At 51.4% G+C, this 13,518-nt stretch carries 12 protein-coding genes and 1 pseudogene; 5 read left to right on the top strand and 8 right to left on the bottom strand.

Translation table 11 applies throughout. The annotated features are described in order from the left end of the window. Positions 1 to 68 precede the first annotated feature (68 nt). A complete protein-coding gene (locus LVJ88_RS04285) occupies positions 69 to 2,000 on the bottom strand; it encodes an ABC-F family ATP-binding cassette domain-containing protein (protein ID WP_085417729.1) in 1,932 nt (643 codons plus the stop codon). 438 nt (positions 2,001 to 2,438) lie between these two features. Here LVJ88_RS04285 and betT point away from each other — a divergent pair, with 438 nt between their 5' ends. Next, positions 2,439 to 4,430 carry a choline BCCT transporter BetT gene (gene betT, locus LVJ88_RS04280; RefSeq protein ID WP_085417728.1) on the top strand — a complete coding sequence of 664 codons (1,992 nt, stop codon included), beginning with the start codon at positions 2,439 to 2,441 and terminating at the stop codon, positions 4,428 to 4,430. Positions 4,431 to 4,543: 113 nt separating this feature from the next. Here betT and LVJ88_RS04275 read toward each other — a convergent pair whose 3' ends face one another. The 5 genes from LVJ88_RS04275 to hfq form a co-directional block, all read right to left on the bottom strand. Then, positions 4,544 to 5,191, bottom strand: coding sequence for a deoxynucleoside kinase (locus tag LVJ88_RS04275; protein ID WP_054598535.1), 648 nt, complete (start codon positions 5,189 to 5,191; stop codon positions 4,544 to 4,546). A gap of 88 nt (positions 5,192 to 5,279) precedes the next feature. Beyond that, positions 5,280 to 5,783 (bottom strand): 2-amino-4-hydroxy-6-hydroxymethyldihydropteridine diphosphokinase, encoded by a 504-nt coding sequence (gene folK, locus LVJ88_RS04270; RefSeq protein WP_085417727.1) that lies wholly within the window; start codon positions 5,781 to 5,783, stop codon positions 5,280 to 5,282. Positions 5,784 to 5,795: 12 nt separating this feature from the next. Beyond that, the gene (locus tag LVJ88_RS04265; RefSeq protein ID WP_054598533.1) at positions 5,796 to 6,167 is read right to left on the bottom strand and encodes a SirB2 family protein; all 372 of its coding nucleotides are present in this window, start codon (positions 6,165 to 6,167) and stop codon (positions 5,796 to 5,798) included. A 92-nt stretch (positions 6,168 to 6,259) separates the two neighbouring features. Further along, a complete protein-coding gene (gene mnmM, locus LVJ88_RS04260; protein WP_085417726.1) occupies positions 6,260 to 6,823 on the bottom strand; it encodes a tRNA 5-(aminomethyl)-2-thiouridylate-methyltransferase MnmM in 564 nt (187 codons plus the stop codon). Between the two features lie 68 nt (positions 6,824 to 6,891). Then, positions 6,892 to 7,176, bottom strand: a complete 285-nt coding sequence (hfq, locus tag LVJ88_RS04255; protein WP_054598531.1) for an RNA chaperone Hfq — start codon at positions 7,174 to 7,176, stop codon at positions 6,892 to 6,894. Between the two features lie 672 nt (positions 7,177 to 7,848). Here hfq and LVJ88_RS04250 point away from each other — a divergent pair. Continuing rightward, positions 7,849 to 8,313, top strand: a complete 465-nt coding sequence (locus LVJ88_RS04250) for a DUF4124 domain-containing protein (protein ID WP_085417725.1) — start codon at positions 7,849 to 7,851, stop codon at positions 8,311 to 8,313. A 198-nt stretch (positions 8,314 to 8,511) separates the two neighbouring features. Here LVJ88_RS04250 and pyrC read toward each other — a convergent pair whose 3' ends face one another. Then, complete coding sequence (pyrC, locus tag LVJ88_RS04245; RefSeq protein ID WP_085358258.1) at positions 8,512 to 9,549, bottom strand: dihydroorotase; 1,038 nt, start codon at positions 9,547 to 9,549, stop codon at positions 8,512 to 8,514. Positions 9,550 to 9,634: 85 nt separating this feature from the next. Further along, a pseudogene (locus LVJ88_RS04240) lies at positions 9,635 to 10,207 on the bottom strand (IS30 family transposase); the annotation flags it as partial. A gap of 164 nt (positions 10,208 to 10,371) precedes the next feature. Here LVJ88_RS04240 and hpnD point away from each other — a divergent pair. From hpnD to LVJ88_RS04225, 3 genes are all read left to right on the top strand, one after another. Then, positions 10,372 to 11,220, top strand: a complete 849-nt coding sequence (gene hpnD / locus LVJ88_RS04235) for a presqualene diphosphate synthase HpnD (protein WP_085417724.1) — start codon at positions 10,372 to 10,374, stop codon at positions 11,218 to 11,220. Beyond that, on the top strand, positions 11,217 to 12,548 hold the full coding sequence (gene hpnE / locus LVJ88_RS04230; protein WP_085417723.1) for a hydroxysqualene dehydroxylase HpnE: 1,332 nt from the start codon (positions 11,217 to 11,219) through the stop codon (positions 12,546 to 12,548). The genes hpnD and hpnE overlap by 4 nt, the downstream gene beginning before the upstream one ends. A gap of 73 nt (positions 12,549 to 12,621) precedes the next feature. Next, entirely contained in the window at positions 12,622 to 13,341 is a 720-nt protein-coding gene (locus LVJ88_RS04225; RefSeq protein WP_085417722.1) for an SDR family oxidoreductase, read from the top strand. Positions 13,342 to 13,518: the final 177 nt, after the last annotated feature.

The raw sequence follows: 13,518 nt of genomic DNA, 5'->3' as shown, positions 1-13,518 counted from the left end.
TCGGCTTGCGAAGCGGTTTTTTAAGAAAAATGCCACATGCAACGTCCACCGGCGGCACGCCCTAAAATTCAACTTGATGGGGCAGACGGAAACTGTGCTTCGATTTCACTTTCGATTTGTTCCAACTCTTCTTGCCAACCCAACCAGCTCTCCTCAAGTTTACTCAATTTTACCTTAACATCAGCTAAATTAGCGAGCACTTGCTGAAGCTTTACTTTATTCTCTTCCAAATAAGCATCTTCTTGTGACAAAAATGTTTCACATGCCGTTTGAACTTCGTTTAGCTCCGCCATTTCTTTTTCTGCTTTATCTATTTTGTGCAGAACAGGCTTAGTGCGTTTGGCCTTTTCCTGCCGTATCTGCGCTTCGAGGCGTTTGGTGTCTTTGCGGCTTTGGGTTTGCGCCGAAGCGGCGGGGGCTGCGGCGGCATTTTCCTGCGCCAAACGCCATTGGCGGTAATCGTTCAAATCGCCGTCGAAGTTTTTCAAACGGCCTTTATCAATCAATAAAAAGCTGTCGGTGGTGGCTTCGAGCAAACTGCGGTCGTGCGACACCACAATCAACGCGCCCTGAAAACTCTGCAAAGCCACGGTAAGTGCGTGGCGCATATCCAAATCGAGGTGGTTGGTCGGTTCGTCGAGCAGCAGCAGATTGGGCTTTTGCCACACAATCATCGCCAATGCCAACCGCGCTTTTTCTCCGCCGGAAAAAGGTTCGATTTTCTGCAAAGCCATATCGCCGACAAAGTTGAAGCCGCCGAGAAAATTGCGGATTTCCTGCTCGCGCACATCGGGAGAAAGCTGCTGGATGTGCCAAACGGGGCTTTGGTCGTCGCGCAGGGTATCGAGCTGGTGCTGGGCGAAATAGCCGATATTGAGCTTTTCGGATTTAACCATCTGGCCGGACAATAAAGCCAATTCTCCGGCTAAGGCTTTGATAAAGGTGGATTTGCCGCTGCCGTTCACACCCAGCAATCCGTAGCGCGCGCCGCTTTCCAGCGATAAAGTGATGTCGTGCAGCACTACCGTATCACCGTAGCCCAAATCGGCTTTGTCCATTTTTAACAAAGGGTTGGGCAAGTGTGCGGGCGTTTCAAATTCAAATGAAAATTCGCTGTCGAGATGCGCGGGTGCGATGCGCTCCAGTTTGGCCAGTGCTTTCATGCGGCTTTGCGCTTGCGTAGCTTTGGTGGCTTTGGCTTTGAAGCGGTCGATAAACGATTGCAGATGCTTGATCTGCGTTTGCTGCTTCACATACTCGGCCTGCTGTTGCGCCAAACGCTGGGCGCGTTCGGTTTGGTAAAAATCGTAGTTGCCGCCGTATTGGGTGAGTTTCTGATTCGATAATTCAACGGTTTGCGTGGTAGTGGCATTCAGAAAATCGCGGTCGTGCGAAATGATGATTTGGGTACATGGCAGGTTGGCGAGATGGTTTTCCAGCCACAGTACGGTTTCGAGATCCAAGTGGTTGGTCGGTTCGTCGAGCAGCAATAAATCGGCGCGGCACATCAAGGCTTGGGCGAGATTCAAACGCATACGCCAGCCGCCTGAAAAGGCTTTCACGGGCTTGCTGTGTTCTTCCTGAGCGAAACCCAGTCCGCTTAACAATTTGGCGGCGCGGGCGGGTGCAGTGTAGGCATCTATTTCTTCGAGCTTGGCGTGCCATTCGGCGATTTTGATGCCGTCGTTTTGTGCCTCGGCTGCTGCTAAGGCCGTCTGAAATTGCTGCAACTCGGTATCGCCCTGCAAAACATAATCTAAAGCCGACGTATCCAACGCGGGCGTTTCCTGCGCTACTGCCGCCGTTTTCCAATGTTTGGGAATCAGCACATCGCCCGCATCATGTGTGATTTCCCCTTTGATTAAAGCAAATAGGCTCGATTTGCCGGTGCCGTTTTTGCCGATTAAGCCTACGCGCTGATTGGGGTTGATGGTGAGGCTGGCTTGGTTGAGCAACACTTTCAGGCCGCGCTGGAGGGTAAGGTTTTTGAGTTCGATCATGGGAAAACAGATGGCATAAAGGAAAACAGGCATTTTAAACGATTTGGCTGCACAAGCGGCATCGGCGGCGGCCTTTGCATATCAAAAGCCCATTGCTGCTGCTGTTGCAAATAAACCGCAATCCTGCTACGTCGTTGCTGCACCTTAGCTCAAAGAGAACAACGCTTATGTAAGCTACTGGAGCGGCAACAGAATCTCTTCCGTATTGCTCACACTGCCTGCGGCTTGCAGCCTTGTATCTAAAGACAAGTTTATTTGCCATGAAATTATTGGCATTTAATTTCAAAAATTATAAAAAATAACCAATAAAATATTTAAAGAGCGATTTGTTTATCGTTTTTTTACAGGAAAGGTTTTCTCATCAGCGTTGTTTTGTTAAGGTGTTTTCACGCCAAACCATTTTCGGCATTGTGCTGTCAACCGAATAGAAAGGAAGCTATGCCTACAAAACCAAACCCTCTCGCACATCAAGGGAAAATCAACCCGGCTGTTTTTTACAGCTCTTCAGCCATCATTTTTTCCATCATACTGTTTGCCGTTATTGCTCCCCAAACTGCAGACTCAACCTTCAAAGCCATTCAGACGGCCATCGTTTCCAACGCCAGTTGGTATTATGTTTTAACCGTTGCCGTGATTTTGTTGGCATCTGTTTACTTGGGCCTGTCGCGCTACGGCACCATCAAGCTCGGCCCCGATCACGCCCGCCCCGATTACAGCAACCGTTCTTGGTTTGCCATGCTTTTTTCCGCAGGCATGGGTATCGGCTTGATGTTTTTCGGTATTGCCGAGCCGGTCATGCATTTCTTGTCTCCGCCCGTCGGCGACAGCAACACGGTCGAAGCCGCCCGACAAGCCATGCGGCTGACTTTTTTCCATTGGGGCCTGCACGCATGGGCGATTTACGCGATTGTGGCGCTGATTTTGGCGTTTTTTGCTTACCGCCACAATCTGCCGCTAACGCTGCGCTCTGCGCTCTACCCTTTAATCGGCAATAAAATTTACGGCCCGATCGGTCATACGGTAGATGTTTTTGCCGTAGTCGGCACTTTATTTGGCGTTGCCACTTCATTGGGCTACGGTGTGTTGCAGGTTAACGCCGGTTTGAACCACCTTTTTCCGGCTGTTCCGGTCGGCACTTCTACACAAATCATCTTGATTATCGCCATTACCGCTTTAGCAACGGTTTCGGTAGCCACAGGCTTGGATAAAGGCGTTAAGTTTCTCTCCGAATTGAATTTGGGCTTGGCGGTGGTCTTGCTGCTGTTTGTATTGCTCGGCGGTTCTACCGTGTTTCTGCTGCAGGCGTTGGTACAGAACATCGGCCACTACACATCCAATATCGTCAGCATGACGTTCAATCTTTTTGCCTACCAAAAAACCGACTGGATCGGCGGTTGGACTATTCTTTATTGGGGCTGGTGGCTGAGTTGGGCGCCTTTTGTCGGCCTGTTTATCGCCCGCGTTTCGCGCGGACGCACCATCCGTGAATTTGTTATCGGCGTATTGTTGGTACCGACAGGCTTCACCTTTATGTGGATGACCTTTTTCGGCAATTCCGCCATCGATATGATTCTGAACCAAAATATCGCATCGCTCGGAACAGTCGTATCACAAGACGTTTCTCTGGCTTTGTTTGCCTTTTTGGAACACCTGCCTTTCTCCACCCTCTTTACCTATATTGCCCTGTTGATGGTGGTGGTATTTTTCGTTACATCCGCCGACTCCGGTGCATTGGTCATGGATATGTTGTGTGCTTACGGCGAAGGCAGCAAGGGCGTGGCTTACCGTATCTATTGGTCGGTCGGTGCCGGCGTAGTGGCCATCGTGCTGTTGTTGGCCGGCGGACTCGGTGCGCTGCAAACCATGGCGATTGCCAGCGCGCTGCCTTTTGTAACCGTTTTGATGATTGCCATGTACGGCTTGTTTAAAGCCCTGAATATCGACATTCAAAAACAGATGGTGCAGCAAGTGTCTCCGCCCACCGTTGCGCCGATGTTGCGCTCCAAAGGTGCTTGGCGCGAACGTCTTAAAGTGATTATGGATTTTCCGGATAAAAAAACCGTTCATCACTTTGTCGATACCACCGTATCGGAAGCCTGCCACGAAGTCGGCGAAGAACTGCGGCAGCTGGGTGTGAGCATTCAAATCCGACAACCTGCTTCGGGAGAAATCGTGCTGGTTGCCGATCATGAAGCGGAAATCAACTTTACCTACCAAGTTATCGCCACGCCGCATGTCCAACCTACATTCGTGCAGTCCGACCATTCCGAACAAGCCGTAAGCGACGAACAGCAGTATTACCGCGCCGAAGTTCATTTGGGTGAAGGCGGGCAGGACTACGACATCATGGGCTGGAGCAAAGAAGGCGTGATTAACGATATCATCGACCAATATCACAAACACATGCACTTTCTGCATAGTTTGCGCTAAATCATGCTTATCTTATAGTTATGAAAAAGGCCGTCTGAACATTCAGACGGCCTTTCCGCATATTATGGTCAATCAACGTATATTGATTACAAGAGACGACTTCCCGCCCCGGCTTAAACTTCGCTTAAATTCAAATAATGGCGGCTGCCCTGCATATCGCTCATCGCGCGCAGCAGCATTTCGAAATGCTCATCGTTGTTGATGAAGTCCAACTCATCGGCATTGGCAATCAGCAACGGCGCATTTTGATACAGATGGAAAAAGCGGCGGTATTCGTCTTGAATCTGCCCCAAATAACCCGACGGAAACAGGTTCAACATGCCTTTGTTTTGCTTCTGCAAGCGTTTTTGGGCATTTTCGTCGGATGTTTGCAGATAAATCACCAAATCGGGCACCGGATATTCGGGCATGATTTTGCGTTTCATCTGCCAAAACAAAGTTTGTTCGTTGGCCGGATCATTGCCTTTCAACACCACCGGCACGAAAATCTGGTCTTTTTCGAGCAGGAAATCAGCGATAATCAGCTCGTTTTTTTCTTCTTCTTCATTAATCACTTCTACCGCTTCGGCACGGCGCATCAGAAAAAACAATTCGGTTGCCAAGCCGTGATTGGCCGCATTCAGATAAAACTGTTCCAAAAAAGGGTTGCGCTCGGGGCTTTCCGTCAGATGCAACGCATTGAAATACTCGGCCAAACGCCGGCTTAATTCGGATTTGCCGCTGCCGATAGAACCTTCAACCACAATGTAACGATGATGCATGAATAGTCTTTCTTCTTACTTAAAATGTGTTTCGAGGTATCTGTACGCTATTGAGGCCGTCTGAAACCAATATTCAACTTTTTTTGAATCAAACAACCTTATTTTGCAAACGGATACCGTCTTCACCCAGTTTTGCCGCCAACTCCGAAGCCTTTCCGTGCAAACCGACAACATAATCCGGTGCGATCTCCGCCAACGGCCACATAACGAAACCGCGTTCGTGCGCACGGGGATGCGGCAAGGTTAAATGCGGGTCGCTGCTGGTTTCTCCGTTGTAATCGATGATGTCTAAATCCAGAGTACGCGGCGCATTACGAAAACTGCGGCGGCGGCCGAAATCGTTTTCGATGCGGTTTAACACGGCCAGCAACTCTCTGCCGTCCAGAGCCGTTTGCACGATACACACCGCATTCACGAAATCGGGCTGATCCGCATAACCCACGGGGGCGGTAATATAGAGTGAAGATACGCGGTTCAGTTCAATTTGCGGATGGCGTGAAATGGCTTCCAATGCTGCTTTAACCTGCTCTTGCGGCCGGTCAAGATTACTTCCCAAGGCAATCACGGCGATATGGGGTAGAGACGTTGGCATGTTCAGACGGCCTCACAAAGGTTTGAACCAGGCAAGGTAAACAATGGCGGCCACGCACAACATAGATGCGGCATAACCCAGCCAAAACTTCGGCGTACGCGGGCGGGCGCGTACCGTAACCATACCTAAACCGATATAGCCCAATAAAAGCAACAGTTTCACACCCAACCAGTCGGCATTGCCGAAAGGCATGAAACGGGTAATGTGCATCAGCCAAAGGCCGGTAAAAAGCAATAACGTGTCGTTGAAATGGGGGATAATTTTCAAAATTTTCGGCAGCGGTTTTTCGGGGCGGGCATAACGCATCCAAAAACGCAGATTGAACAGCAAAATAGTGATTGCCACAAAGGTCATGTGGCTGTGTTTTACAATCAGATATTGCATAAAAAAGGTTTTCCGAAAGGTATATTCAGACGGCCTATTGTACCTGAAACACGTTGCCCGGCAGTACCATACGTCATACAGCCGCAGCCTGCTTATTTCAGCTTTTCCACAGCCAAGAGATAGGGAGGGCGGTTTTGGCGGTTGGCAAATCCGTATTTCAATACAGCATATTGCTGTTGCGGCAGAGTTTGCGCCCAATGCTCGATGGCGGACGCCTCGTATTGTCCGGCTTCGTGACCGGGATAAACCACCGCTGCCAGCAAACCGCCTTTTTCCAATAACGCCAGCACCGAATTTAGAGCGCGTATACTGGTATCCGCTTGGGTGGTCAGCGACTTATCGCCGCCCGGCAACCATCCGAAATTAAACACAGCCGCGGCCAAAGGTTCGCGCACATAATCGGATAAAATTTCATGGCCGGCATGAACACACTCGACCTGCGCCCCAACGCCTTCGGCCTGCAAGCGTTTTGCCGTTTCGTCCAATGCCTGTTTCTGTATATCGAACGCCCAAACCTTACCGTTACTGCCTACGCAGCGTGCAAGCAAAAGCGTATCGTGGCCGTTACCTGCCGTACCGTCCAATACGGTATCTCCGGCACGGATACGGGCACGCAGCAAGTCATGGGTAAAAGGCAGAATATTGCGCAGCAGCATAAGGCCGTCTGAAACATGAGAAAAAATACCTTACCTCAAAAAGGTAAGGTATTTTAATAGCCTTGATCTTAAGCCGAAGGCTGTGTGGTTTCGACTTGAACGGGTGCGGCAGAAGCGGGCTGTTTGTTTTCGTGCTGCAAACTCACGGCGCGGGCCGGAACAATAGTGGAAATCGCATGTTTGTAAACCATTTGCGTTACAGAAGTGTTACGCAACAGCACAACATATTGGTCAAACGATTCAACTTGCCCCTGCAGCTTGATGCCGTTTACCAAATAAATGGAAACAGGCACATGCTCTTTACGCAAAGCGTTCAAAAAAGGATCTTGTAGCATTTGTCCTTTAGCGGTCATTTTTTCAACTCCGTTATTATTTATGGTTTTAAAGTATTTCGGGAAAAACACGTGCCGATTTTAGCCTTGAATGCATTTTTTTACCAATCTTTTTCGGTAAGAATATGCAAACGTTTACTGCATGGTTTGAAAGGTGTTGGTAGTAAGATGGCCTGCTGCTTGCAAAGTTCAGCCTAAAGCTCATTCCATTGCTTAACATGCAAATGTGTTAAAAATTACACATCGATTATTTATGCCGCACCTTATCACTCCTGCATAATATCTGCGGCTGTTTATCTGACTTGCAAGCCGATATTTCGGTTGAAAGACCTCTTCGCCGGCAAACGCTTATATAATGTTTTTAAAATAATATTTCAAAATACCGAAAGGCAGATCATGGAGCGTGAAAAAATATATTATGCCGCCGTTATTCTTGTATCGGCCGTATCCATCCTGCTCAGCCCGTTTTTTTATGTAAGCAGGGGTAAACGGAACGCAAAACCGGCCGGTTCCCGAAGCTGGATGAAAATTGTTGCCGGCAATATTCTGATGGCGGCGGTTTTGCTGGCAGTGTGGTGGTTTTGGTTACGCAGAAACTATTGAGCAACATTATTCACGGCAACAGTTGCCTGCCGCTTTTTCAGACGGCATACTTCCAGCCGTTAACATCCATTTCCACAACGAAAGCCATTTATGAAAACCATACCGTTATGGGGAGCCGCCGCACTTGTTTTAACCGCCCTGCCCGTTTTGGCAAATACGGTGTATGAATGCAAAGACAGTAACGGCCGCACGGTTTATGTTCAAAATGCCGGCAAACAATGCAAAAAAGCCGATATCGGCAGAATAGGCATTTATTCCAATACCCCTGCCAAAACCACACAGCATTCTTCGCCTGCTTCGGCGGCCGACCGGCAAAACGATGCTTCTGTTCCGCCCGATATTCTGGCCAAACGCCAAGAAGCACAACAACAGCTCGACGCGGCAAAAAAAGCTTTAACCGAAGGCAAGCAGGTTCGTTATGGTAACGAACGGAATTATGCGCGTTACCAAGAGCGCATCCAACAGCTGGAAAATGCCGTTAAAACTGCACAACAGCGCTTAAACGAACTGAACCATGCGCCCAACTCAGGCTCACCGCGCAACATGCCCCACTAATCGCAATCAGGATAAGGTCGGATACCTTTATAAAACCGCCAGTTTTCAGACGGCATATACGCAAAAAACATTTCGCCGCACTTGCTTTGTTTGCAATGACGGCGAAATGTTTTTTTTACAGAAAGCTGCTTTCGGTATAAGGCAGGTGGTGATTCGGATCACGCCGCGCCCCGAAGAGATTTCAATTCTCTGCTTTTATCAATATTGAACAGTCCACGCCACACTCTCTCCGCCGCGCATCGGCACCAAAACTTCATTGCTCCCGAAAGGCACTTCAGAAGCAACCTGCTGGCTTTGCTTGATTAACGTGATGGTTCGGGGGTTTTCGGGCAGGCCGTAAAAACGTGCGCCGTTTTTTGAAGCAAATGCTTCCAGTTTGTCTAACGCTCCGGCCTGATCAAATACTTCGGCATACAATTCGATTGCCGTGGCCGCACTGAACATGCCTGCGCAGCCGCAAGCGTTTTCTTTGGCTGATTGCGCGTGGGGTGCGCTGTCTGTACCTAGAAAAAACTTGTGCGATTGTTCACCGGTAACCGCCGCTACCAACGCCTTGCGGTGTATCTCGCGCTTGAGCACGGGCAAGCAATAGTGGTGCGGGCGCACACCTCCGACCAACAAGTCGTTACGATTCAACAGCAAATGCTGCGGGGTAACGCTGGCCGCCACGTTGTCTCCGGCCTCCATCACCAAACGGGCGGCATCGGCCGTGGTGATATGCTCGAACACCACTTTCAAACCGGGCACTTTTTCCAAAACGGGTTTCATCACACGCTCAATAAACACAGCCTCGCGGTCGAAAATATCGATTTCGGGGTCGGTTACTTCTCCGTGCACCAAAAACAGCATGTCTTGTTTAGCCATTTCTTCCAAAACGGGAATCAGTTTGAACAAATCGGTTACGCCCGAATCGGAATTGGTGGTTGCACCGGCAGGGTAAAGTTTGAAGGCCACAATCCCCGCCGCTTTGGCTTCGCGCACCAGTTCGGGTGTCGATTTATCGGTCAGATACAAGGTCATCAGCGGTTCAAAAGTGCTGCCTTGCGGCAGGGCGGCCAAAATGCGTTCTTTATAGGCTTGCGCATCGGCTACGCTGACTACCGGCGGCTTCAGGTTGGGCATGATGACCGCCCGCCCCATCTGGCGTGCGGTAAACGGCAACACGGCTTTTAATGCTTCTCCGTCGCGCAGGTGCAGGTGCATGTCGTCGGGCTGGACAATAGTAAGGGTTTGCATGATATTCCTTTGTTTTATCTATCAATATTTGCTGTGAGGCCGTCTGAAAAACCTAGATATTTTCAGACGGGCTTAGATTCAAATTTCAAGTGCAGCACTCAGGCAGTAGTGGTTGGAACAGATTCAAGAATAAAACACTTGGCGTTTCATAGCCAAGTGTTTTTCTTGGCCGGTGGTTCAGCTCATCCTGAACCCTACGTATTTCCCGCTCACTAATGTTGCGGAAATCCGTTTGTTTGGGGAAGTATTGGCGGATGAGTCCGTTGGTGTTTTCATTCAGCGCCTTTTCCCAAGAACGGTAAGGACGGCAGAAATAGGTTTCAGCCGCCAATGCTTTGGCTATTCGGGTGTGGCGGTAGAATTCCTTGCCGTTATCCATGGTGATGGTGTGCACCCTGTCTTTATGCGCCCTCAGCGCCCGAATGACGGCATTGGCCGTATCTTGGGCTTTGAAGTTCTTCAATTTGCAGATAATGGTGTAGCGGGTAACCCGTTCGACCAGTGTCAATAATGCGCTTTTCTGATCTTTGCCGACGATGGTGTCGGCTTCCCAGTCGCCTATACGGGATTTTTCGTCGACGATGGCGGGTCGGTTTTCAATGCCTATGCGGTCGGGCACTTTGCCTCTGCTCCATGTGCTGCCGTAGCGTTTACGGAAGGCCGTATGCTACCGCATACCGGCCTTTTTCTGTTGTGGAAAGTTGCACTTCAAATTTGAATCCGCTGCCGTCTGAAAGCAGCTGTTTTCAGACGGCCTCGAATTGTTATCCCCCCTGTTTCCCGCTACAATCCGTATCCGATAAAAACCATTCAGGAACCGCCGTGCTGCCGCTCGAATACTGCCGTCACAAAGCCGCCGAAAGCAAATCCAGCTTTCTGGCGGGTTTTCGTTTTCTGCCGCAACCGAAACGCGATGCCATGACCGTGCTGTATGCCTTCTGCCGCGAGCTGGACGACGTGGTGGACGACTGTTCCGACCGGCACGTTGCCCAAACCACGCTCAACTGGTGGCGGATCGAGCTGGCCAAAGTGTTCGGCAGCGAAACGCCGGAGCACCCCGTCTGCCGTGCCTTGAAAACCGTTGCCGCCGATTTCGGCCTGCCGCAGGAAGAGTTGGAAGACATCATCAACGGCATGCAGATGGATTTGGAGCAGGCGCGCTACGGGCGTTTTGAAGACCTGAAACTTTACTGCTACCGCGTGGCGGGCGTGGTCGGGCGGCTGATTGCCCGCATTCTCGGTTTCAGACGGCCTGAAACATTGCAATACGCCGAAACGCTCGGCTTGGCTCTGCAACTCACCAACATCATCCGCGACGTAGGCGAAGACGCACGCAACGGCCGCATTTATCTGCCCACCGAAGAATTGCAGCGTTTCAACGTGCCCGCGCAAGTGCTGATGCAGCGCACGCCCACGCCCGAATTCGCCGCACTGATGGATTTCCAAATCAACCGCGCCCGCAATACCTACCGCGAGGCCGTGGCGCTGCTGCCGTCTGAAGACAAAAAATCTCAAAAAGCCGGTTTGGTGATGGGCAGCATTTACTATGCCTTATTGAACGAAATCGCTGCCGACGGTGCCCAAAACGTATTGAAATACAAAATCGCCATTCCTTCGCCGCGCAAAAAACGCATTGCCCTGAAAACATGGCTGTTCGGATTTAACCCATGAAACCGCAAAACCCACGCCCCAAAATTGCTGTTATCGGTGCAGGCTGGGCAGGCTTGTCCGCCGCCGTACAGCTTGCACCGCGCGCCGACCTGACGCTGTTTGAAGCAGGCCGCAGCGCCGGCGGGCGGGCGCGCACGCTGAATGCCGATAACAGCGGTTTCAGCTTTCTCGACAACGGCCAGCACATCCTGCTCGGTGCTTACCACGGCGTGCTTGCGCTGATGAAGCAGATCGGTGCGGACGAACACCAAGCCTTTCTGCGCCTGCCGCTGCAATGGCATATTTCAGACGGCCTCCAATTTCAGACGGCCTCTTTGCCTTCGCCGCTGCATATCGTTGTGGGGTTGCTTAAAGCCAAGAACATCGGTTTCGGCGAAAAAATCAAACTGCTCAACGATATGCACGCGCTGCAACAGCGGCACCGCTCGCCGCTTCCGCTGCCCGACATCACTGTGGCCGAATGGCTGCGCAGCCGCAACGTCCAACGTAAAGCCGTCGCGCAATTCTGGCAGCCGCTGGTATGGGGCGCATTGAACACGCCGCTCGAATCCGCGAGTCTGCAAACACTGTGTAATGTTTTGCAAGATGGTGTGTGGGCGGATAAAACCGGCAGCGATTATCTTTTGCCCAAGCAAGATTTAGGCAGCATCATCGCCGAACCCGCGTTGAGATTTTTGGCCAAACATCGGGCGGACATCCGTATGGAAACGCGCGTGTCGCAGCTTTCCAACCTGCCCGACGGCCGCGTGTGCGTGAACGGCGAAACGTTTGATGCCGCCATTCTTGCCGTTGCCCCCTATCATGCCGCCGCACTGATGCCGCCTGAAACCCCCGCCGATATTCAGACGTCCTTTGAAGGCATTACCTACCATGCCATCACCACCGTTTATCTGCGCTACGCCGAAACCGTGCATCTGCCCGCGCCGCTTACCGGCCTGGCCGAAGGCACCGCACAATGGTTCGTCCACCGCGCCGCGCTGGGCTTGCCCGCCAATGAAACCGCCGCCGTGATCAGCGTGTCCGACCACATAGGCCGTCTGAAAAACGAAGAATGGATTGCGCGCGTAGATGCCGATTTGAAAACGCTTTGCCCTTATTTGGGCGAACCGCTTGCCGCGCAAGTGATTACCGAAAAACGCGCTACCGCCGCAGCAACGGCCGGCCGCACCCCACCCGATTTGGCATGGCTGCACCACCGCCGTATCTATCCCGCCGGCGACTACCTGCATCCGCGCTACCCCGCCACGCTCGAAGCCGCCGTACAATCCGGCGCAACCGCCGCAGAACTGTGTTTGACCGAATACAACCCGTACAGGCCAAAACTTTAGCGTTACCGCTAAGCACTATTGCTTTTCAGACGGCCTGCCGTTTATACCGATTGAAACCTTAAAGGAAAAACCCATGAGCCAGCTTCAAAACAAAACCATCCTGATTACCGGCGCATCGCAAGGTATCGGCGAACAAGTCGCCAAAGCCTACGCCGCCGCAGGTGCCACTGTGGTGCTGGTTGCCAGACACCAGAAAAAACTCGAAAAAGTGTATGACGAAATCGCAGCATCGGGCGGCCCCGAACCCTTCGCCATCTGCTTCGACCTTTTAACCGCCGAAGAAGCCGAGTTCGACCGCTTCGCCGCCACCATCGCCGAAGCCACCGGCAACAAGCTCGACGGTATCGTGCATTGCGCCAGCTACTTCTACGCCCTCTCTCCGCTCGATTTCCAAACCGTAGCCGAGTGGGTCAACCAATACCGCATCAACACCGTTGCCCCCATGGGCTTAACCCGCGCTTTCCTGCCCCTGCTCAAAGAATCGCCCGACGCTTCGGTGATTTTCGTCGGCGAAAGCCACGGCGAAAACCCGCGCGCCTACTGGGGCGGTTTCGGCGCATCCAAGGCCGCACTCAACTATTTGTGCAAAGTTGCCGCCGACGAATGGGAACGCTTCCCCAACCTGCGCGCCAACGTGCTCGTGCCCGGTGCCGTCAACTCGCCCCAACGCATGAAAACCCACCCCGGCGAAGCCCGCAGCGAGCGCAAAAACTACGAAGACATCATGCCCGAATTTGTTTGGTGGAGCAGCGAAGAAAGCAAAGGGCGCAGCGGAGAAATCGTTTACCTGTAAAACCCGCCTTGATGCCGTTTGAAACCAGTACGCCCCGGTGCGGATGCAATTCAATGCTTTCAGACGGCCTCACCGAACACCCTTTCATTTTTTATTTAAAAAATGCAAACATTGGTGTGCTTTTCATTCAACCAAAGATAACCCGCCGTTTAAAAAAGCTTTTCAGACGGCTTGTAA

It is taken from the genome of Neisseria dumasiana, assembly GCF_022870885.1.
In the GTDB taxonomy this organism is placed as follows: Bacteria; Pseudomonadota; Gammaproteobacteria; order Burkholderiales; family Neisseriaceae; genus Neisseria; species Neisseria dumasiana.
The sequence above is the reverse complement of the archived record's forward strand: the minus strand, read 5'-3'. Positions and strand labels throughout refer to the sequence as shown.